The 20,024-nt window shown below is 66.3% G+C and carries 22 protein-coding genes and 1 CRISPR repeat array (1 of these 23 running past the window's edge); of the genes, 19 read left to right on the plus strand and 3 right to left on the minus strand.

What is annotated here, in order from left to right; all coding sequences use genetic code 11:
- Window positions 1–10: a CRISPR direct-repeat array (repeat unit 37 nt); it begins 386 nt to the left of the window's first position.
- Window positions 11–121: 111 nt separating this feature from the next.
- The 5 genes from ACFHWE_RS19845 to ACFHWE_RS19865 all read left to right on the plus strand — a co-directional run bounded on the left by ACFHWE_RS19845 (window position 122) and on the right by ACFHWE_RS19865 (window position 4,732).
- Entirely contained in the window at window positions 122–550 is a 429-nt protein-coding gene (locus ACFHWE_RS19845) for a hypothetical protein (protein ID WP_416603192.1), read from the plus strand.
- 275 nt (window positions 551–825) lie between these two features.
- Window positions 826–1,365 (plus strand): hypothetical protein, encoded by a 540-nt coding sequence (locus ACFHWE_RS19850; protein ID WP_416603193.1) that lies wholly within the window; start codon window positions 826–828, stop codon window positions 1,363–1,365.
- A gap of 217 nt (window positions 1,366–1,582) precedes the next feature.
- Window positions 1,583–1,762, plus strand: coding sequence for a hypothetical protein (locus tag ACFHWE_RS19855; protein ID WP_416603195.1), 180 nt, complete (start codon window positions 1,583–1,585; stop codon window positions 1,760–1,762).
- A gap of 785 nt (window positions 1,763–2,547) precedes the next feature.
- Window positions 2,548–3,021, plus strand: coding sequence for a phage terminase small subunit P27 family (locus ACFHWE_RS19860; RefSeq protein WP_416603196.1), 474 nt, complete (start codon window positions 2,548–2,550; stop codon window positions 3,019–3,021).
- A complete protein-coding gene (locus ACFHWE_RS19865) occupies window positions 3,005–4,732 on the plus strand; it encodes a terminase large subunit (RefSeq protein ID WP_416603198.1) in 1,728 nt (575 codons plus the stop codon). Before ACFHWE_RS19860 ends, ACFHWE_RS19865 begins: the two co-directional genes overlap by 17 nt.
- Here the strand turns inward: ACFHWE_RS19865 and ACFHWE_RS19870 are convergent.
- Window positions 4,729–5,373: a hypothetical protein gene (locus ACFHWE_RS19870; protein ID WP_416603200.1), complete on the minus strand. Its 645-nt coding sequence runs from the start codon at window positions 5,371–5,373 to the stop codon at window positions 4,729–4,731. The genes ACFHWE_RS19865 and ACFHWE_RS19870 overlap by 4 nt on opposite strands.
- 112 nt (window positions 5,374–5,485) lie before the next feature.
- Between ACFHWE_RS19870 and ACFHWE_RS19875 the strand changes: the two genes are divergently transcribed.
- From ACFHWE_RS19875 to ACFHWE_RS19930, 12 genes are all read left to right on the plus strand, one after another.
- Window positions 5,486–5,698 carry a hypothetical protein gene (locus ACFHWE_RS19875; RefSeq protein WP_416603201.1) on the plus strand — a complete coding sequence of 71 codons (213 nt, stop codon included), beginning with the start codon at window positions 5,486–5,488 and terminating at the stop codon, window positions 5,696–5,698.
- On the plus strand, window positions 5,695–7,671 hold the full coding sequence (locus ACFHWE_RS19880; protein WP_416603202.1) for a phage portal protein: 1,977 nt from the start codon (window positions 5,695–5,697) through the stop codon (window positions 7,669–7,671). The genes ACFHWE_RS19875 and ACFHWE_RS19880 overlap by 4 nt, the downstream gene beginning before the upstream one ends.
- A gap of 7 nt (window positions 7,672–7,678) precedes the next feature.
- Window positions 7,679–8,503 carry an HK97 family phage prohead protease gene (locus tag ACFHWE_RS19885; protein ID WP_416603203.1) on the plus strand — a complete coding sequence of 275 codons (825 nt, stop codon included), beginning with the start codon at window positions 7,679–7,681 and terminating at the stop codon, window positions 8,501–8,503.
- A 101-nt stretch (window positions 8,504–8,604) separates the two neighbouring features.
- Window positions 8,605–9,918, plus strand: a complete 1,314-nt coding sequence (locus ACFHWE_RS19890; protein WP_416603205.1) for a phage major capsid protein — start codon at window positions 8,605–8,607, stop codon at window positions 9,916–9,918.
- Window positions 9,919–9,927: 9 nt separating this feature from the next.
- Window positions 9,928–10,119 carry a hypothetical protein gene (locus ACFHWE_RS19895; protein ID WP_416603206.1) on the plus strand — a complete coding sequence of 64 codons (192 nt, stop codon included), beginning with the start codon at window positions 9,928–9,930 and terminating at the stop codon, window positions 10,117–10,119.
- A gap of 87 nt (window positions 10,120–10,206) precedes the next feature.
- Window positions 10,207–10,407 carry a hypothetical protein gene (locus ACFHWE_RS19900; protein ID WP_416603207.1) on the plus strand — a complete coding sequence of 67 codons (201 nt, stop codon included), beginning with the start codon at window positions 10,207–10,209 and terminating at the stop codon, window positions 10,405–10,407.
- Window positions 10,407–10,946: a hypothetical protein gene (locus tag ACFHWE_RS19905; protein ID WP_416603209.1), complete on the plus strand. Its 540-nt coding sequence runs from the start codon at window positions 10,407–10,409 to the stop codon at window positions 10,944–10,946. The genes ACFHWE_RS19900 and ACFHWE_RS19905 overlap by 1 nt, the downstream gene beginning before the upstream one ends.
- The gene (locus ACFHWE_RS19910) at window positions 10,943–11,281 is read left to right on the plus strand and encodes a hypothetical protein (RefSeq protein WP_416603210.1); all 339 of its coding nucleotides are present in this window, start codon (window positions 10,943–10,945) and stop codon (window positions 11,279–11,281) included. Before ACFHWE_RS19905 ends, ACFHWE_RS19910 begins: the two co-directional genes overlap by 4 nt.
- Before the next feature lie 71 nt (window positions 11,282–11,352).
- Complete coding sequence (locus ACFHWE_RS19915; protein ID WP_416603211.1) at window positions 11,353–11,589, plus strand: hypothetical protein; 237 nt, start codon at window positions 11,353–11,355, stop codon at window positions 11,587–11,589.
- Complete coding sequence (locus tag ACFHWE_RS19920) at window positions 11,586–11,981, plus strand: hypothetical protein (protein WP_416603212.1); 396 nt, start codon at window positions 11,586–11,588, stop codon at window positions 11,979–11,981. The genes ACFHWE_RS19915 and ACFHWE_RS19920 overlap by 4 nt, the downstream gene beginning before the upstream one ends.
- 114 nt (window positions 11,982–12,095) lie before the next feature.
- Window positions 12,096–12,986, plus strand: a complete 891-nt coding sequence (locus tag ACFHWE_RS19925; protein ID WP_416603213.1) for an Ig-like domain-containing protein — start codon at window positions 12,096–12,098, stop codon at window positions 12,984–12,986.
- Between the two features lie 70 nt (window positions 12,987–13,056).
- Window positions 13,057–13,404: a hypothetical protein gene (locus ACFHWE_RS19930; RefSeq protein WP_416603214.1), complete on the plus strand. Its 348-nt coding sequence runs from the start codon at window positions 13,057–13,059 to the stop codon at window positions 13,402–13,404.
- Here the strand turns inward: ACFHWE_RS19930 and ACFHWE_RS19935 are convergent.
- Window positions 13,401–13,583 carry a hypothetical protein gene (locus ACFHWE_RS19935; RefSeq protein WP_416603215.1) on the minus strand — a complete coding sequence of 61 codons (183 nt, stop codon included), beginning with the start codon at window positions 13,581–13,583 and terminating at the stop codon, window positions 13,401–13,403. The two genes, ACFHWE_RS19930 and ACFHWE_RS19935, sit on opposite strands and share 4 nt — an antisense overlap.
- Between ACFHWE_RS19935 and ACFHWE_RS19940 the strand changes: the two genes are divergently transcribed.
- Window positions 13,569–13,862, plus strand: a complete 294-nt coding sequence (locus tag ACFHWE_RS19940) for a hypothetical protein (RefSeq protein ID WP_416603216.1) — start codon at window positions 13,569–13,571, stop codon at window positions 13,860–13,862. The two genes, ACFHWE_RS19935 and ACFHWE_RS19940, sit on opposite strands and share 15 nt — an antisense overlap.
- A 111-nt stretch (window positions 13,863–13,973) precedes the next feature.
- On the opposite strand, the gene ACFHWE_RS19945 is transcribed toward ACFHWE_RS19940, so the two are convergent.
- Window positions 13,974–14,732, minus strand: coding sequence for a hypothetical protein (locus ACFHWE_RS19945; protein ID WP_416603217.1), 759 nt, complete (start codon window positions 14,730–14,732; stop codon window positions 13,974–13,976).
- A gap of 318 nt (window positions 14,733–15,050) precedes the next feature.
- On the opposite strand from ACFHWE_RS19945, the gene ACFHWE_RS19950 reads away from it, so the two are divergent.
- Window positions 15,051–20,021 (plus strand): phage tail tape measure protein, encoded by a 4,971-nt coding sequence (locus ACFHWE_RS19950; protein ID WP_416603218.1) that lies wholly within the window; start codon window positions 15,051–15,053, stop codon window positions 20,019–20,021.
- The last annotated feature ends 3 nt before the right edge of the window (window positions 20,022–20,024 follow it).

The following is a 20,024-nucleotide window of genomic DNA, read 5'->3' on the forward strand; positions in this document are numbered from 1 at the left end:
GCACAGAAACTCGTGAGTCAGGCAGAGCTCCAGCGCGGGTGGGCGAAGGGATGCCGCGCAGCGCCTGGCCTGATGGAAGCCTGCTCCCGGAGTGTCAGCCCCCACAGCTAAGGTCCGAAGCATGGAAGATACGTGGTTCAGCAGGGACCTGCCAGTACTCAAGGCAGTCGTGAAACTCGCCGACGTCACCCCGTTCGTCGACGCCGCTCAGGTCGATGAGGAAACCGGGATGGACCCGGACCAGGTCGACCGGGCGTTGCGGGCGCTCAAAGACGGCGGGTTCTTCACCCGAGCGGATGGCACCTTCGACCGGATGATCGACACGATCTACGGAGTGACCGGGGTGGCCAGACGCACAGTAGGGATGTGGCCCACCTCGCAGACGATGGCGGAGAGCATCGTCGCGGAGATCGAGGAGCAAGCTGAAACCGAACCGGACGAGACCAAGCGGGGCTGGTTCAAGAAGACGGCGGGCGCGGTAGGAGGTGCCGGGAGGGACTTGAGTATCAACCTGCTTGCGGCGGTCATTGCTAAGCAGACCGGCTTGTAGCCGAGCATGAACACCCTGCGCGGCCGTGCGGTGGGGCTGATCTGCTGCTGGTTGTCGGAGTGCTCTGCGAAGCCAGCTCACGAAGCCTGTCCCAGTACTCAACGTCCTCAACGCCCCGAACAGGCCGGATGACGCCATAAGGGCTCATCGCTGTGAGATCGACTGGCTGTTCACTCATCGTCTCCCCAAGAGCTGACCGAGACGTCGGGGTAAGGCCCTGGCCGCTGTCGGCCAACTCGCCTCAACTGGTCCATGCCTCCGATACCGTCCTCCGCGTGGACCTCACTCTCACCGATGCCTGGACTCTCTGGTGGTCTGGCCAGCAGCTCACCAACCACACCCTGTACGGAGTCCCCGTACTGTGGCTCAGTCGATCCGGGAAACTCCTCGCGTTCCTCGCTGGATGCACTATCGTCCTCGACATCATCGGATCTGAACGCCTTATCGCATGGGGTGAACAGATTCAGACGAATAAAGGTAGACGTCTCCTGTGGGGCGGCGTATTAGTCGGCGCTGCGGTGGCGATCCCTATATATGTTTCTAGATTTTCTGTGCCGGAGTTTGCTGCGCCTTCAGGGTTTTTTGGTGTTTTTTCGACAATAGATGATTCGATTCAATGGGCTGTCGATGACATCATCGTTCCGGTCGCTCTATTTTTATTATTTGTCCTGTCTCCTCTGGCGGCCGATAAAACACCCGATTTTGTCATCGGGTTTGGTCAACTCTTGACTCGGCCACACTTTGAGAAGTGGCTAAGAATCATCGCAGCTCCTCTGTTCTTCATTGGTTTCACCCTGGACTACCTCGCGTCATGAGGGGAGGCCCCCGGTGCCTGCCCGTCCTCTCCAGCCGTGCAAGACTCCCGGCTGCCGTGAGAAAGCCCGACCGGGGAAACCCACCTGTACCCAGTGCCGCACCCGAGCCAACCGGCACCTCCGCCAACGGCGCGGCCACCGAGACCAACAGGGCTACAGCACCGGCCACCGGCAACGCTTCCGCCCCGGCGTCCTCACACGAGACCGCATCTGCCAGATGTGCAGGAAGGCCGAAGCCACCGAAGCCGACCACTACCCGCTGAACCGTAAGACCCTCGTGGCGATGGGCCTCGACCCCGACAACCCCGAGTACGGGCGCGGCCTCTGCCAGCCCTGCCACTCCCGGCACACCGCCGCCACCTCCCCCGGGGGCTGGTACCGGCACACCCCCTGGTAACCCCCCACCCCCCGGACAGAAGGGGGACCCCACCCGGTACACCACCCGAGGGAGGAGACGCCACCCCCGCCCCACCTCGGGCTGCCCCCACAACCCCCACCAGCACCGACCAGTGCACCCACCACACCAGCCGACCCCACCACGTCACCCTCGTGCGCGGATCATCCAGCGTCAGCAAACCCCCGCATCCACAACCACGCCCACCCCCGCGGCCTCATCGCGGACCTGGACACCCCGACCACACCCTCCATGCCCACCCACCCAGGGCACACCACAACCAACCCCCAACCCTCACCGCCCCCTCGCCTTCCACACCCGCGACACCAACCTCCAACAACCCTCTCCACGGACACCACCACCTCCGCCGAACATGAACCCATCCGCACAACACCCCAACCAGCAACACGATCCGAACCGGACCGCGACAACACGCTTCGCGAACCGCCGAGCTCAACACCAACCGCGACACACTCAACAAGCAGACCAACACCCAACAGCCCGCCGTCCGGGACCGAACACACCAACGAACGGCGCAACCAGCAACCGGCCCAGGCACACCGGCCAACACACCCCGTACCGGACACCCCCACCAACCCGAAGCTCTCAAACCGCCTCTCCCGCCCCGGCCCGAGCCACCCACCCCCAGACCCGCGCCAACAGGGGTAGGGGCGTCAGAATCGCTCTGGGCCGGGGAGGCGCCCGGCGCGCGGGTGACTCGGCGTAGAAGCCGCAAAAACTCCCGAACTGTTCCACGGGCCGCAGGTCAAAGGAGGTGGCTCTCCTCCATGGGAACCACCGGCCGCCCCCGCAAACCCTCCGCGCAGAAAGCCCTCGACGGCGACACCCGCGGCCTCAACGACGACGAGCCGATCCCTTCCGCCCAACCTGTCGAACCCCCCGCCTGGCTGGTCGCGCTTGGCATCGACCCCGAACCCGGCACCGAAACCGCGTTGGACGTGTGGAACCAGCTCGCCCCCGACCTGGAGAAGACGGGGGTCCTCACCCCGTGGGACGTGGACGGGCTCGCGGTGTTCTGTGACGCCGTGATCAACCACCGCCGAGCGTCGGAAGAGGTACAGAAGCACGGGCTGCTCGTGTACGGCGCGAAAGGCAACCTCGTCAAGAACCCTGCGGTGCAGATCGTCCGCGACTACGCCGACCTGATGGTCAAGATCGGCGCCCGGTTCGGCCTCTCTCCCTCGGACCGTGCCGGTCTGAAGGTGGAGCGGGGGGCTGACGACGGTGACGACTACTTCTGACCTCCAAGGTGAGGAGCGCCCCGGACCGGGGGTGTGCGGGTGGACCCACCGTGACGTCACCTGCGGGAAGGTCGGCGACCACTTTTGTGCCCCTCGGGCGGACCATGCGGAAGGGTTCTTCGCGAACGTCCTCGTCCACACGAAAGGCCGGTACGCGCGTACCCCGTTCGTTCTCACCCCGTGGCAGCGCGACGACATCGTCCGCCCGCTGTTCGGCAGGGTGGTGTGGAACACCGAGATCGACGAGTATGTGCGCCGGTACCGGATCGCATGGATCGAACTCGGGCGGAAGAACGGCAAGTCGGAGATCCTGGCGGGGATCATGCTGTACCTGCTCGTCGCCGATGGGGAAGAGTCCGCGGAGCTGTACGGCGCAGCCCGCGACCGCGACCAGGCGGCGCTGGTGTTCGATGTCGCAGCGCAGATGGTGCGCCTCTCCCCGCGTCTGTCGCGCCGAGTACAGGTCAAGGACGCCAACAAACGCCTCGTCTACAAGAAGACGAACAGCTACTACCAGGTGATCGCCGCCGACGCCCAAGGCGCGCTCGGATCGAACCCGCACGGTGTCGCCGCTGACGAGATCTTGGCGTGGCGCAACCGCTCCATGTGGGACGCGCTACGCACCGGCATGGGGTCGGGCGCCCGCACACAGCCGCTGATGGTCGCCGCCACCACAGCCGGGGACAACCCCAACTCGTTCGCGGCGAACATGCACAACGAGATGGAACGCATCTCCGACGACCCCGGCCGCGCCCCGCACATCTTCACGTTCATCCGTAACGCCCCGGCCGACGCGGACCCGTGGGAAGAGAAGCACTGGTTCCACGCCAACCCCGCCCTGGGCGACTTCCTGTCCTTGAAGTCGATGCGGGAAGAAGCGTTGGAAGCCCGCAACGACCCGACCGCCGAGCAGGCGTTCAAACAGTTCCGGCTCAACATGTGGGTGCGGGCCGCCACCCGGTGGATGCCCATGCCGCTGTACGCCGCGTCGGCGGGGGAGCTGTGGGCCGGCCCCGACGACGGCCGCCCTTCGCTGCTGGGCCGCACCTGCTACGGCGGGTTGGACCTGTCCGCGAAGTTCGACTTCACGGCCTGGTGTGTGCTGTTCGACCCGCAAGAGCCCGGCGCGCCCGTGGACGCTATGTGGCGGTTCTGGGTTACCGAGGAATCCCTCACCCAGTTGGACAAGACCAACGACAACATGCCCTCCCAGTGGGCGGCCGAGGGGTGGTTGACGGTCCACGACGGGGGGCTGCTCGACTACGACCTGATCTATGAGGACATCGGCCAGGATGGCGACGACTTCGCCTTCCAGGCTGTGCACGCCGACGAGTTCTCCATGTGGCCTGTCCTGAACCGGGTTGGTGAACTCACCGGGTTGGACCCGGAGGAGGGTGAGATCGTCGGCTACAAGAACACCTACGATCGGATGACCCCCGGGTTGAACGAGGTGATGGCGCTGGTGAAAACGGGCCGGTTCGCCTCCCACGGCAACCCGGTCGCCGCGTGGTGTTTCGACGCGGTCGAGGTGCGGCGGGCCGCCTACAACGTTGACCTGATCCGCCCCGACAAACCGGACCGGGGCAAGGCGGGGTATCGGATCGACGGGGTGCCCACGGCGGCGATGGCCGCGAACGCGATGGTGCTCAACGCTGACACCGATGGCGGCTACCGGTCTGCTTACGAGAACCGCGGCCTCACGGTTGCTTAAACGGCCGTTGCGGGTGCCGCGAGGATGGTCTGGAGCATCGCCCCGACCGGGGCCAGCACGTACCCGTCTCCGGACCGGTTGTACGCGAGACCGTCCAAGGCGTCACCGGGTACCCGGGCCGCTGTGTCACCGGTGAACGCCTCCAGTTCGGCGCGGTGGGGGAGTACCGGCATCTGGTCGATGGGCATGACCATCGGTTTGTCCTCCCACCCACAGACGCTCACGATCGCCCCCCGCTCTTTGAGGGCGCCAGCGGCGCGGAGCATGTGCGCTACCAGATCGCCGCCGAGCGCGTGGTTGGACACGTCGATGCTGATCGGTCGGCGTGGCGTGTGCTGGTGCACCAACCGCAGGAGCGTGCCCATCTGCCGCCACGGCTCGTTGGTGAACTCGGCCAGATCAAGCAACACCAGCAGCCTCGGGCCGAGGACCGGGCCGAGTTGGGTGTCGGGGGTGATACCGCGTAGCACCTGTTCGGGTTCCTCGCCCTTGTATCCCACGAACGTTTTCAGGGCGGTGTTCTCGTTGGCTGCCCCGTGCGCCCCGACCACGATGAGGGGTTCTGCGGGGGCCACGGTCACCGGGGGCACGTCGGAGGCTTCGCTCACGAGCATCACGTGGACCGCCAACAGGTCCTCCACTCAGGGTTCAGGGGGTTCGGGAGTTCTTCTCGGACAGTAGCGAACCTCATTCGGCCGCACCACCGGTTCGGTATATCCGGGTCACCTCAACGAAGAAAGGAGGTGGCCCACGTTGTTTGCCTGGCTCCGCCTGCTTCTCCGCTGTGAGGTCGTCATCAACCTCCACGACGGCACCGGCTTCCGAGGGGTCCTCTACCGCAAGGCCGGTGACCTTGTGGAACTCCGCAACGCCGAACGTCTGGAACCCGGCACCAACCCGGTCGTGTGCGACGGCGCAGTCATCATCGAACGCCGCGAGATCCAGTTCTGGCAGGTGATCCGGTGAGTCTCATCGTGTCCGGCGGCCAGCTCGAACAGGTCCGCGACCACGGCGGCTACACCCTGCCTCCAGCACTCCAGCTCGGCAATCAGTGGGTGGAGTACGGGCAGATCTTCGACTCCCAACCCCAAGTACAGACCGTCGTCAGCTTTCTGGCGCGCAACATCGCCTCCCTCACCTTGCACGCCTACGAACGCCGCTCCGACACCGACCGGCGGCGACTCACCAACCACCCCCTGCCGCGACTGCTGCGCACACCCCTCCAAGGCCGGAAACTCACCCGATACCAGCTCATGTACCGGATCGTCGCCGACCGGGCCATCTACGACGACGCTTTCGTGGTCAAACTCCGAGACCCGGACGGGCAGGTGATCGGCCTACTGCCGGTACCCCGCCCCTGGGTGGTTCCCGACAAGGGGTCATGGATCAGCCCCGGCGGCTACTGGGTGGCCGGGACGGTGTGGGTCGAGGCAGTCGACATGATCCACCTGCACGGATACGCCGTCGACAGCTTGTGGCACGGCACCTCCCCGATGGGGGCGCTACGCAACATCCTCATGGAGGAGCACGAAGCGAACCGGCACCGCCAACAGATGTGGCGCAACGGCGCCCGCACCAGCGGGTTCATCCAACGGCCGATGATGAAAGCCAACGCCGACTGGTCTCCGGAAGCTCGGGAACGCTTCAAACGCGAGTTCCGGGACCTGTACACCGGGGACGGTGCGGCGGACGCCGGCGGTGTGCCGGTCCTGGAAGACGGCATGACCTACGTTCCGGCCGGGTTGGACCCTCGGGCGGCCCAGTACATCGAGGCCCGCAAACTCACCCGTGAGGAGGTTTCCGCCGCCTACCACATTCCGCCGCCGCTGGTCGGAATCTTGGATCACGCTACGTTCTCCAATATTCGTGAGCAGCACAAACAGCTCTACCAGGACACGTTGGGTCCGTGGCTGGTCGACTTGGACGAGTCGTTTGAGAACCAGCTCGTACCCGAGTTGGCGGACCCCGATGTGGTGTATCTGGAGTTCGACATCCGTGAGAAGCTTCAGGGCAGCTTCGAGGAGCGCGCCGCAGCCGGGTCTACAGCGGTGGGTGGGCCGTGGATGACCGTCAACGAGCAGCGCGCTCTGGACAATTTGCCTTTCATCGACGGCGGGGACGAGCTGATCACCCCGCTCAACGTCGTCAAGGGCGGTCAAGCTTCACCGCGCGACTCCGCCCCGCCCCCCGCCGACAGCGGCAAGACCCGCCCGCCGGGAGCGAAACAGGCGGCCCTCCAGGTGAAGACCAGCCCGCCTGCACGGTCTGTGGAGTCCGCGGAGCGGGAGCTGTCCCGGTTCTTCGACCGGCAGGCCCGCTCCCTGTCGAGCCTGCTGGGCGCGGCGAAAACCCGCACCGTGCCCGCCAAGAGCACCGTCGACCTCGTGAACTGGGACCGGTGGGAAACCGAACTGGCGTTGGTGTTGTCGCAGGTCAACATGGCGACCGCTGCCGCGTCGGCGCGCGCCGCCTTGGAGGAGATGGGCGTCGACCCCGACAGCTACGACCCGGAGACCACCGCCGAGTGGCTGATGGCCAACGCCCAAGGCCAAGCCGAAGCCACCACCGCCACATCCCGGGAGCAGGTGGACGACGCCCTCAGCGATGACGACCCGCCGGAGGCGTTGAAGACGCTGTTCTCAACGTGGGCGGCGTCCCGAGCAGCAGAGTTGGCGGCCCGCCAAACGTTGCACGTCGCCGGTTACACGTCTGTGAAGGAAGCCCGCCGGGTGTTCGGCGACACCGCTCGCAAAACGTGGCGGGCCACCGCACGCAACTCCCGCGCCTCCCACGCCCGCCTGAACGGCCAAACCGTGCCGATCGGCGCGAAGTTCAGCAACGGTGGCCGGTGGCCCGGCGACTCTCTGCTGCCCGCCCGCGAATCCGCGAAATGCAAATGCCACCTCTCAATCACCGGCAGCCTGCCGGACCAGGAGTGACCCGCACATGATGCGCACGAAGTCCGTGCCCGTGAGAATCAAGGCCGCGGGCGAGCACGAAGGCACCGAGGACGGTGTGTTCGAGGCGATCGTCGCCGCCTACAACGTCGACAGCGTCGGGGACAAGATCTCTCCCGGCGCTTTCACCAAAACCATCGCCGAGTGGACCGTCAAAGGCGACCCGATCCCGGTCATCTGGTCGCACAACTGGGTGGACCCCGATTCGCACATCGGCGTGGTCGAGGACATTGAGGAGACCGACGACGGCCTGTGGGTGAAGGCCCGCCTGGACCTGGACGAACCCCGCGCTGCGAAGGTGTACCGGCTGTTGAAGGGCCGCAGAGTCACCCAATTCAGCTTTGGCTACGAAGTCCCGCCGGGCGGCGGCGAATGGGTCGACGGCAAGTCCGACGACGAGCCGGGCCACTACGCCCTCAACGAGATCAAGCTGTTCGAGGTCGGCCCGTGCCTGGTCGGCGCGAACCAGCACACCAGCCTCGGCACGGTGAAGACCGGCCCCGGGCTGACGGAGACACGGGTTCGGGAGATCGTCTGGGAGGCTCTGGCCGGAAAGGACAGCACCCCGGAACCCCAGCCCGCGCCCGCCGCAGCCGACACCCTCCGGCCTGCCCCCGACTGGGAGGCCACCAACACCGCCATCACGGCGCTCACCGACCAGGTCAAGCAGCTCACCGACCAGCTCGCCCAACAGCCCACCCCGGTCCCCGCTGCCGTCGACGACGACCTCGAAGGCAAGTCGGCCCCAGCCCCAGCATCGGACCCGCTGCGCGCCCAGCTCGCCGGGCTGACCGCCCACCTGGCCGCTCTCTAACCCGTCTCTTTCAGCAGGCCACACCAGCCCCGCCACCCCTCTGGGTGCGCCCGGCCATAGGTGCCGCCTCGCTCCAATTCTTGGAACGAGGAAACACCCCTATGTCCCGGAAGACCCTGGACCAGCTCAAGGCGCAGCTCAAGCACGAAGCTGAGGCCGCGAACACCATCGCGAAGACGGCCGAAGACGCCGCCCGCGACATGAGCGAGGACGAGCGGGACGCCGTCCAAAAGCACGTCGAAGCCGCCACCAGCCTGGTCACACAGATCAAGGCCCGGCAGGGCGACAACGCTCTCCGTGACGCTCTCGCTGACATCGAGGGCATCGGCCATGACCCGACCGGCGGCAACCGGCAGGAACCCCACGGCACGAACGGCCTGGACGGCAAGTCCCTCGGCGCGCACTTCACCGACTCGGCCGAGTTCAAAAGCCTGCTCGACCAGCGCACTGGAGAGCACTTCTCCTCCAACCAGCGCATCAACTCCCGCCCGGTCGCTTACAAGGATCTGCTGACCGGCGGCGACCGCACCTCAGCGGGTGGTCTGGTCCGCCCCGACTACCGGGGTCTCCAGGTCGGTCTGGACCCGTTCATGCGCCCGCTCACCATGCGGGACCTGGTGACCGGCGCGACCACCACCTCCGACACCATCGAGTACACCTACATCGACACCGTCACGAACAACGCCGAGTTCGTTGCGGAGTCCACCACCGTCGACACCCCGGCCGGGCAGACCCCCGCCAACGGAGTGAAGCCCCTGTCCGGGTTCACCACCCGCCAGGAGCAGACCGGCGTCAAGCAGATCGCGCACTGGTTCGCGATGACTCGCCGCGCTCTCTCCGACGTGGCGCAGGTCCGCTCCCTCGTGGACGCTCTTCTGCGCTACGGCCTGGAGGAGCGGATCGACCGGGAGATCATCAACGGCGACGGCTCCACCTCCGACTCGCTGCGCGGTATCGCCAACACCCCCGGCGTGCAGGTCCTGTCCGTCGACCCGAACGGCGGCGACCCGATCCGCGCGAACATCGAAGCGGTCCGCCGCGCAAAAACCATGACCCGCATCGGTGCGCGAGCCATGTCCAACGGCGCTGCGGTCAACCCGCTCGACCTGGAGAACATGGACCTGATCAAGGACAACGAGGGCCGCTACATCCTCGGCGGCCCTGTGGCGGCCGGGGGTAGCGGCACCTTGTGGAACCTGCCGGTCGTGGAGAACGAAGCGGTCCCGCAGGGGCAACTGTTCGTGGGTGACTGGTCGAAGGCCGTCCTTTACGACCGCGAAGAGGCGAGCATCACCGTCACGGACAGTCACAGCGACTTTTTTGTACGCAATATGGTTGCCGTTCTCGGTGAATGCCGAGTGGCTCTCGCTGTTCTCCAGCCCAGCGCGTTCGTGCGCGTCGAACTCGCCGCATAAGGAGCCCCCATGCCGTACCAGTCCGAGTTCCAGGGCGCCTTCCGGTCCGCGAAGACCCCCACCGACGCCGCTGGCCTACTCTCCGGACCGGCGGTCGCTGACCTTCCCGACCCCGCGACCGCCACCGTCGAGGACACCGCCATCAAGATCAACGAACTCCTCGCGTCGCTGCGCACGGCCGGGCTCATCACCCAGGAGTAGCCAGTGTTCACCCGCCGGAAGAGGGGCCTGTGCCCGGTGTGCGGCGCAGACCAGGCGTCCTGCGGTACACCGGGCCAGGCACCCACCGTGACCCACAACAGGGAGGAGGTGACCCACATGCCCAACGGAGAACTCCATTCCTACGCCGTAAAGGTGAACGGTTTCGACACGAAACTCCAGCTCACCGAAGCCGAAGCCCGCCGACGCGGCCTCATCCCCACCGACAACGACAAGCCGACCAGCCGCCGCACCCGCACAACCACGAAGAAGAAGGAAGGCGACACATAGTGGACCCTTCTTGGCCGGTGCTCGCCACCGTCGACGACTGGCCGCGCTTCACCGCAGCCATCCAGCCCGACCACGCCGAACACCTGCTCGCTGCCGCCTCCGCCAACATCCAAGACTGGTGCGGATGGCACATCGCCCGACACACCGTGATGGGGGAGGAGTACGACGGGCCGGGCGGAGACGTACTGACCCTGCACACCATGCACCTGGCCGACGTGGCCGCAGTACGTGTGGACGGGCTACCCCTCACCCCCGGCGGCTACCGGGTTTCCCGCCGCTACGGGCAACTCGAACGGGTCGGAGACCGGTGGCCTGCCGGGTTCGGGCGGGTCGAGGTGGACTACACGGCCGGGTTCGACCCGATACCGCCCAACCTCGTCCAGTTGTGTGTGGAGGTGGCGGCTCGGGGCGCGAACATTCCTGTCGCGGTGTCGTCGGAGACGGTGGACCGCAGGACGGTCCGATTCCGTGCCGCTGTCGAGCTGTCGGAGTTCGACCGTTCAGCTCTGTCCCGCTACTGGCTGGGGCCGAAACCATGACCGGCGGGATCTGGTCGGACAGCGTGGTTCTGGTCCGCCGTCAAGTGGTAGGCCGCGACCGGTACGGCAACGACGTCCACGAGGAAACCCGCGAGACGATCAGTCGTTGTTCGTGGCAGCCCCTCGACTCCGCGGAACGCCACGACCAGACCCGCGACCAGACCGTCATGCACTACGACCTGTACCTGCCCGGCGTGGAAAGGGATGTGGACGCCGTTGACGCTTTCGAGTGCGGCGGGGTGCGCGCCGAGGTGCACGGCCCCGCCTCCTACCACCGGTCGGCGTCCGGGCTGCTGGACCACACCGCTGTCCGCCTGCGACGTGTCGAAGGGTGAGGTGAGGCTTGATGGGTCCGCAACGTCGCGGCGAAGTCGTCCGTGTCTTCTACACGGGGGTGGGTGAGGCTATGCGTGAGGACGGTGTGCGGGAAGCCGCCGCCCGGCGTGCCCGCGACATCGCGTCGAACGCGACCGCGCTCGCCCGAGGGGCTGGTGTCGACGCCACCTTCACCGTGCAGGAGAACACCCGTCGCCGACGCAAAGGCAAAGGCCGCCCCGAAGCGCAGGTGCGCGCTGAACCCTTCGACCCGGGCGAGCGCGCCCATCTGCTGTCGCTGCTTCAAGCTGCGGGGAGGGTGCTGTGAGCCTGGACCCCGACGCCCCGAACCTGCTCGCCACGATCATCTCCTGGCACACCCGGCAGGTTCCGGAGATACGGGCGGTCACCGCCCTTCCCGCGGCCGGTGTGGTGGAGGCGGTGCCGCTGGTCAGGGTCTGCCCGCAGCCCGGCGGCACCCACACCTGGGCTGGGGACACCACGATGCTCTTGGATGCCGACTGGTTCGACACCGACCTGGATGTGCTGCTGGCTGCGGTGAGAACGTCCGTGGCCGCGCTGGAAGACCTTTCTGCCCGCTTCCACGCCGGGGTGCTGGTCGACGACTGTGCCGTGCACCTCGCGCCGGGCGCCGCCAAATATGAGGACCCCCGCATCCTGCGGTTCTACGGGGCGTTCCGGGTGACGTCGCGCTCCTAACCCCCCGCCCCTCCGGCTGCCCTCTACCTTCTGTCCAGCCACCCCTCCTCTCGTTCTGCGCCCTACGGCCGACAAGAGCAGGGGTGCTTCACCATGCCCGATTGGAGGCCACCGTTGGCCACCGTTGAATCCCAGTACACCGTCACCAAAAGCGCGGTGTTCAAGGGCCTGTTCGTGGCGGTGTTCGTCGCTGACGCCACCGCCGCCCTCCCCACCGAACTGTTCGACGCGGACGGCAACCTCAACACGCTGCCCCCTGGCTGGTACCCGGTCGGCTACCTGACCGAGGACGGCATGACCCACTCCCGCGAGCGCGACATCGCCGAGACGATGGCCGCCCAAGAAGCGGCGTCCATCCGCGACGACGTGCAGGCCGACACGTCCACCTCCCAGATCGTCATGCTCGAAACCAGCCCAGTCGCGATCGCCCTCTACGAGGGGCTGCTATTCACCCAGCTCGGAACGCAGCTCGGCACCCCCCTGTCGTGGGCCAAACCGGCCGTGCCGAAGGTCATCAACCGCCGGTTCCTGTTCGTGGCCGTGGACTACTCGAAGACGACCGGAGCGGAGAAGATCCGCGCCCGCCTCTACCCCAGCGGCGCGGTCACCGAGATCGGCGACGAAACCGAGAACCGGTCCGACGCGAAAGGCTACGAGTGCACCGTCAAGGCGTACAAGGACGTGCAGGCTGGCACCGACGTCCTGCACTGGATGGACGGCCCCGGATGGAGGGAACTCGCCACCCCGGCCGCCACCTCGGTCACGGTCGCCCCCGCCACGGTTTCTGTGGCAGAGGCAGCCACCACCCAGCTGTCGGCCACGCTCACCTACACCGACACCTCCACCACCGATGTGACGTCCGCTGCCGCATGGTCGTCCTCTGACGAAACGGTGGCGTTGGTGTCGGCCGGTGAGGTGACCGGTGTGGGGGCCGGGACAGCCACGGTCACTGCCACCCACACAGGCTTGTCCGGAACCTGCGAGGTGACCGTCACCAGCATGTAACCCCCACCACCGCACCCGAAGCTCTCCGCCCCCTCATCTCTGACGCCTCTACCAGGAGAAACAACCCACCATGGTCGACAAGAACCGTAAGACCCGCCGCACCCTGGGCGCTGTACGCCGCAAGTACGCCGAGAAGCTGGACCTGGAGTCGGCGGACAACCCCGTCGTCACCTTCGACGGCGAAGACGGAGACGAGTACACCATCCCGCACCCGCTGTTCGCGGACGATGCCTGGTCCGAACAGGTCGACGCGGCCGACACCACCGCCGGCAAGGCGCGCGCCATCCTCGGCGACGACCAGTACGAGAAGTTCCGCGCCCACCCCGACCACCGGGATGCCGACATCATGCTGATGTTCTTGGAGATCAACCAGGCCACCCAGGGTCAGCTCACGGACGGGGGGCCTACACGGTCCTAGACCTGCTCGGGGATGAGCCCGAACAGGTCGAAGCGGTCGAGGCCGCCCTGATCGCTGAGTACGGGGGCCGGGATTGGCTCGGCGACTACATGGCCACTCTCCACAGCGACCTCACCGGCAGTAACCTGCCGACCGGAGGGAAGGTCACTCTCCGCCAGCTCCGGGTGCTGGTTGAACATCTGCCGTCCACTTCTGCTGTGCACCGGCAGGCCCGCGGCCACACCTGGACTGACGACACGTTCCTGCTTGCTGCGATCGGTGACGCGGTGCGCGAGCACGCCACCTACACGGTTGCGGTCAACTCCAAGAATCCGCGTTCGGTGAAGCGCCCCGAACCGTTGCCGCGTCCCACCGACCATGCTGAGGAAGCCCGCAAAGTCCGGCAGGCCGAGGCGAACAGTGCGGCGTTCCGGGGTATGGTCGGCCGTCTCACTCCCGATTTCCAGCACCTGTTCTAGGTCTTTTGTGCTGGGTTCGCCGTCCGATACTTGTGTTTCGAGGGGATCGTCCTCTTCTCGGGGGGTGGGGTTCCACACCCGGGTCGGGTGAAACGAGGGTCGGCTTGTTGGTCAGTCAGTGACGATGGTGATGGTCTTTTCGGCGCTTCCCGTGGCTCCCCATTCGGTTTCTATGTCGAATCTGATGGTGATATCTCCGGAGCCGTACTGTCGGGTGTCGAGGCCAAAACGTGCTACGCAACTTGCCTGGCTTGAGTGTAGGGATTCTCCGGCTCTAGTTACCTTGATGCTGGCGTAGCAGTCGTTTTCGATGTCTCCGTACTGATCGAAGATGTTCACCCAGGTCCGTAGGGTGTGTACGGCACGCCAGGTGTCCAGGCCAATCTGCGAATTATCGTCAATTTCGATTTGAACGGTCATGGGGGTGTTGGCGTTTCTCCCGCCTGACGTTCCTATCTGTGGGTCTGTGCTGGAATCCTGTTCACCAGGTTCGAGGCTGCTTCCCTCTGTGTTTTCTTCTGGCGGTGATTCAATGCCTTCGGTTTCGGGGGAGGGGGATTTGGTTGGGTTGGGAGATCCGGACTCATCAGGACTTGGAGGAGGATCGGAGGTTTCCGCGACTGGGTTCTCTGTTGACTCGATCGTTTGGCCACTAACCGGGTCTGATTGGTTAATGATTGAGCTGTATAGGGCTTCGGTGGGGAACGCAAGCGTGAGAGTTGCAAACAATATTGCAACTGTCACAACAATGGCCAGCTTGGGGATTTCTCGCAGCCAGTCAGGTTTTTTTGACCTGATGAAAAAGTAGGAGATCGCGAGAACAGCGAAAGTGAAACCTAGTGCGATAAGCCATACTGTGAAGGCGCCCATGTGGCTCTCCGGTGGGGATGTCTAATTGCTCATTCGTCATCGGCAATCAAAGATTCCATTCAGGCGGAATCTTGTGTCGATTGCACCGCAGCCCAGGTTAGGGCAGTAGCCGTGGTGTGCCCCTGCACGTGGCTGCCGCCCCCAGGTCCAGACGGTACTTGGGTCCAAGCGCATCCGATCGCGGCCGTTCCTGCATCACTTGCCCTGGGGGCGAGCGAGCGCCTCATTCTGCTCGGCACCGGACATTCAACCATCGACACCCGATCAGGCTACCGAAAATCCCCACGAGATGGGCTCTAAACGAAGAAGGGGATTGCTGTGGCCACCACCGTTGGCGCTGTCTGGCTCAACGTCCTCCCGTCGATGCGCGACTTCACACGCAAACTCACCGGACAGGCCACCGACGCCGCCGCGAAAGCCGCAGAATCTTCAGGCCGCAGGCTCGGCGCGGACCTGGTCGACGAAGCATCCAACCAGATAAAACACACCTCCGCGAAGACGGCCCGCCAAACTGGGGAGAAGGTCGCCGACGAGGTATCGAGGGCCGCCACCAAACGACTGCCCCGCGAACTCGGCAAGGCCGGAGACGCAGCAGGTCGGGCGCTCACCAACTCGATGACCCGAGCCACCAACGACACAGTCGACGCGGTCACCAAAACCACCGCCCGCACCCTCCCCACAGCGATGTCCGCCCAAGCCGGGCGTGCAGGGGAACGCGCCGGGGCCGCCATGTCCAGGGCGATGGCCGCCTCCTACCAGCCACCCTCCCACGGGTTCGGCGGGTGGGTGGCCGGTGCGGCCACGGCTGCCCGCCAGGCGGGTTCGTCGGCCATGTCCGCGCTGGGCTCCACCATCACAGCGGCGGGGCCTGCCCTCACCTCCACCCTGTCCGGGGCTGTGGGCGGAGCGATCGCCGTCGCCTCCCGCGAAGGCGTCGCCCAAGCCGGAGCCGCCTGGCAGCGCGCCGGGGACAGCATGGCCGCGGCAGGCCAGCACACCACCATGGCGTTGACCGCGCCGGTCGCCGCATTGGGTGCGGTCACCCTGTCCACCGCCGGGGACTACGAGCAGGCCATGAACCGGGTCCGCGCCGTGTCCGGGGCGACCGGAGACGAGTTCGACAACCTGGCCGGGCTCGCCCGTGAACTGGGCTCCACCACCCAGTACTCGGCGACCGAAGCCGCTGACGCGCTCGGCTTCCTGGCGATGGCCGGATTCGACACCGACCAGATGATGGCGGCACTACCCGGCACCCTGGACCTGGCCGCCGCCGGAGCGATCGAACTCGGCGAAGCCGCCGACATCGCGTCCAACATCCTGACCGGCTACGGGTTCGACGCGTCCGAACTCGCGCGGGTCAACGACGTCCTCGCAGAAACCTTCACCAACAGCAACGTCAACATGACGATGCTCGGCTACAGCTTCCGGTACATCGCCCCGATCGCCTCCAGCGCCGGGTTGCAGTTCGAGGAAGTGGCCGCCGCTATCGGTCTGCTCGGCAACGCCGGTATCCAAGGCGAACAGGCCGGAACCGCGCTGCGCGGCGCGATCAGCCGCCTCCTCAAACCCACCGGGGCGGTGTCGGAAACCCTCAACGACCTTGGGGTGTCCGTCCACGACTCGTCAGGGCAGATGCTCGGCCTCGCCGACATCTTCAGCCAGCTCGAAGCGGCCGGGGCCACCACCTCGGACATGATCAAGATCTTCGGTGTCGAAGCCGGTCCGGGCATGATGGCGCTCCTCGACCAGGGCGCCGACACGTTGCAGGGTTTCACGGCCGAGCTTGAGAACGCTGGCGGCACCGCCCAAACCATCGCCGACATCCAGATGGAGGGCTTGAACGGGTCCCTGAGAGAACTCAAGTCGGCGTTCGAGGAGCTGCTGCTCGCGGTCGCCGACTCGGGTCTGCTGGAGGAGGTCACCGGCCGGGTCGAAGCCCTGACCGGAGCCGTCAAGGACCTGTCCGACACCAACCCCGAGCTGCTGCGCACCGCCACCACCGTGGCTGGGCTGGTGGCTGCGCTCGGCCCCATCGTGTGGGTTGGCGGCCGAGTCGCCTCAACGGTCGGCACACTCACCTCAGCCGTGTCGGGGTCGGCCCGGTTTCTTCGCCTGGCGGTGGACGGCTGGCAGCGTGCCGGGACCGTGTGGGCGGCCGGCACCCCGCTGGTCACCCGACTGGCTGGGGCGGTCCGTGTCAGCTATCTCGCGGTGCGGTTGCAGGCTGCGGCGACAGGCCGATCCACGGCCGCGATGATCCTCCACAACACGTGGGCGAAGATCGTGCGCGGTGCGACCGCGTTGTGGACCGGAGCGCAGTGGCTGCTCAACGCCGCCCTGAACGCCAACCCCATCGGGCTTGTCGTGATCGCGGTCGCCGCGCTCGTGGGCGGCTTCATCCTCGCCTACAAGCACTCGGAGACGTTCCGCGGGTTCGTGGACGGCTTGTGGTCCAGCGCCAAGGAGCTGTTCGCCCACCTCGAACCGCTGGTGCCGGTCCTGCTCAACATCGGCAAGACCACCCTCGGTATCGCGCTAGCCCCCCTCATCGGCGCGTTCCTGGGGCTGCGGGCCGCCGGGAGGGCAGCGTGGAGATGGCTTCAGCCCGCGTTCGAGTGGCTGTCCGGATTTTGGACCTCCACCCTGCAACCCAAAGTGCAGCGCATCGGTGAGGTGTTCGACGAGGCGCTGGGCAAAGCCCAAACAGCGTGGCGGCTGCTCACCGGCCTGTTTGCAGGTGACGTCGACTTCGCAGACATCACCGCCGCCCTGTCGCGTAACACGGCCGTGGTTACGGGCTGGCTGCAAGAGCGCGGCCGGGACGTCCTCGACTGGGTGAAGGGCCTGCCGGAACGGATCTGGGAGGGCGGCACCGGGCTCGGCGTCTCCTTCCTGGGGCTCCTCCAACAACTGCTTGACCCTGCGACCCTCACCGGGATCGGCCAGGACATCGCCGGGCACATCACCGGCGGCCTGGACTGGCTGCTCGGCCAGGCCCGCGAACTTCCGAGCAAACTCCGCCCCCACCTGGAGACGGCTGTGACAGCGGTCGTCGACTGGGCGCGCAACCTCCCGGGCCGGGTCGAGGCCAAAGTGTCCGATCTGGCCGGGCGGGTGTCCGGCTGGGCGTCCCAGGTCGGCCCGAAGATCGTGGAGCGGCTCCAGGGCGTGGGCGAGGACATCGCCGGGTGGCTGCGTGAACTCCCGGGACGCATCCGTGACTGGGTGGACATCGACGCCACCGTGGCGTGGCTGTCCACCATGAAAGACCGGGCCGTCAAGCGGCTGGGTGAGGCCGCCGACTCGGTGATGGAGTGGGCGAAGTCCCTGCCCGGCAAGATCCGCGGCTGGATCGACAACGCCGCGAAGGTCAAAGACTGGTTTGTCGAGTGGGGTCCGAAAATCCTCGCTGGTTTGGCTGCCGCCATTCTGGTGGTGGTGCTCGCCATTCCCGCGCTTTTCTTGGCTGTCGGCGCTGCCATCCTGTTTGTTCTCGGCGTGATCGTCGTTGAACTCGGAAAATGGATTTGGGAAAAGTTTACCGGCCTGATGGAGTCGGCTGCTTCAGCTGTATCCGCAAAAGTGTCAGCGGTCGGTAGCAGATTCCGCGAAATCCGGGACCTCGCGGTTGCGCGAACGCTTGAACTGCGTGACCGTGTGGTCGGGTTCTTCGTGAACGCCCGGGATCGGGCTGTCGGCGCGGTCCTGGGGTTGCGTGACCGGGCCGTGGGCTTCCTGGTCTCTGCCCGAGACCGTGGCGTCAGCGCGGTGCGTGGCCTGCGTGACCGTGTGACCGGACTGGCCGGTAACGCCCGTGACTGGGTGGTGGAGCGGGTCGCTGGTCTGCGTGACCGGGCTGTGGGTGTCCTGGACGATTTCCAAGATAAAGCCGTTGGTGCTTTCAAAACCGCTAAGTCCGGAATCGAAACAGCGTGGCAGAAACTCGAACAGATCACCCGGGAACCCATCGAGTTTATTGTCAACACGGTCTACAACGACGGTATTCGAGCGACCTGGAACAAGGTGGCAGGGCTTGTCAACATGGACACCCTGCCCCGCATCTACGGTTTCGCTACCGGCGGTGTCCTTCCCGGATACACGCCGGGGAGAGACCCGCACAAGTTCGTTTCACCCACCGGAGGGCGCCTCGAACTGTCCGGCGGGGAAGCGATCATGCGCCCCGAGTTCACCCGAGTGGTCGGCTCCGGGTGGGTGCACGCCATCAACACCGCCGCCCGTACAGGCGGCATCGGAGGCGTCCAGTCCGCGCTCGGGTTCGCCAACGGCGGTATCTACCCCGGGCCGGTCCAAGCGTTCTCTGAAGGCGGCCTGTTCCAACGCCTCACCGACTTCACCAGCACGATCGGCGGCATCTTCGACGGCGATGGGCTCCAAACAGCGTTCGGGGCCGTCGTCGATCCGCTCCTGGACACCATGCGCGGCCGATTCACGGGCGGCCGGTGGGTCGATGCGATGGTCGGCGTCCCCGAGACGATGATGTCCCGCCTCAGCGGCTGGCTGCGCAGCATCGTCGGCCCGCTCATGGGCGGCAGCGGCAAAGCCGTCGCTGAAGCCGCCCGCAACCACCTCGGTATCAGCGGCAACCCCAACCGGTTCACCGCAGCGTTCGGTATGCCCGGCCAGCCGTGGTGCGCCATGTTCGCCTCGGAGATGATCCGCCAAGCTGGAGCGCAGGACGCCTACCACCAGGTCCGCTCACCGGCGGTCGCCTCGTTCGCGAACTCGTCGCTGACGTCGGTGTACGGGGCCGCTAACAGCAGGCCCGGAGATCTGGCGGTGTATCGGGGGCAAGGCCCCAGCGGGTGGGGGCACATCAACATCGTCGTGGACAGCGACGGCTCCACCGTGGGCGGCAACGAGTCCAACAGCGTGAAGTTCTCCACTGGCTACTCGGCCAGGGCGGCGAAGTTCATGCGACCGACCACGATGGCCACGGGCGGCATCTGGGGGCAGGACCAGGCGTTCAACACCCCCGCCACGACACCGCCCCTCACCCGTCTCCTCCAAGCGTTGGACAGCCCACTGCTGTACGACTCCGGCGGGTGGCTGATGCCCGGGGTGCAGCTGGTCGCCAACCGGACGGGTCGGCCCGAACCGGTGCTCACCGACCGGCAGTGGGCTGACTTGCGCACAGCACGCGACCAGCAGCGGAGAGAGCGCCCACACCAGACGTTCAACATCACGGAGACCCACAAGGCGCGGTCGACGGCCCGCGAGGTCATGAAAGCCCAGGCGGACGCCGACGCGCTCCACCCGTCCTGGGCGTAACCC

The sequence above is a fragment of the Nocardiopsis sp. LOL_012 genome (genome assembly GCF_048060475.1).
In the GTDB taxonomy this organism is placed as follows: Bacteria; Actinomycetota; Actinomycetes; order Streptosporangiales; family Streptosporangiaceae; genus Nocardiopsis.

Coding starts and splice junctions, on each gene's coding strand:
- ACFHWE_RS19845 (WP_416603192.1), top strand. CDS start 122: ATGGAAGATACGTGGTTCAGCAGGGACCTGCCAGTACTCAAGGCAGTC.
- ACFHWE_RS19855 (WP_416603195.1), top strand. CDS start 1,583: ATGTGCAGGAAGGCCGAAGCCACCGAAGCCGACCACTACCCGCTGAAC.
- ACFHWE_RS19860 (WP_416603196.1), top strand. CDS start 2,548: ATGGGAACCACCGGCCGCCCCCGCAAACCCTCCGCGCAGAAAGCCCTC.
- ACFHWE_RS19885 (WP_416603203.1), top strand. CDS start 7,679: ATGATGCGCACGAAGTCCGTGCCCGTGAGAATCAAGGCCGCGGGCGAG.
- ACFHWE_RS19890 (WP_416603205.1), top strand. CDS start 8,605: ATGTCCCGGAAGACCCTGGACCAGCTCAAGGCGCAGCTCAAGCACGAA.
- ACFHWE_RS19895 (WP_416603206.1), top strand. CDS start 9,928: ATGCCGTACCAGTCCGAGTTCCAGGGCGCCTTCCGGTCCGCGAAGACC.
- ACFHWE_RS19910 (WP_416603210.1), top strand. CDS start 10,943: ATGACCGGCGGGATCTGGTCGGACAGCGTGGTTCTGGTCCGCCGTCAA.
- ACFHWE_RS19915 (WP_416603211.1), top strand. CDS start 11,353: ATGCGTGAGGACGGTGTGCGGGAAGCCGCCGCCCGGCGTGCCCGCGAC.
- ACFHWE_RS19930 (WP_416603214.1), top strand. CDS start 13,057: ATGGTCGACAAGAACCGTAAGACCCGCCGCACCCTGGGCGCTGTACGC.
- ACFHWE_RS19935 (WP_416603215.1), bottom strand. CDS start 13,583: ATGTTCAACCAGCACCCGGAGCTGGCGGAGAGTGACCTTCCCTCCGGT.
- ACFHWE_RS19945 (WP_416603217.1), bottom strand. CDS start 14,732: ATGGGCGCCTTCACAGTATGGCTTATCGCACTAGGTTTCACTTTCGCT.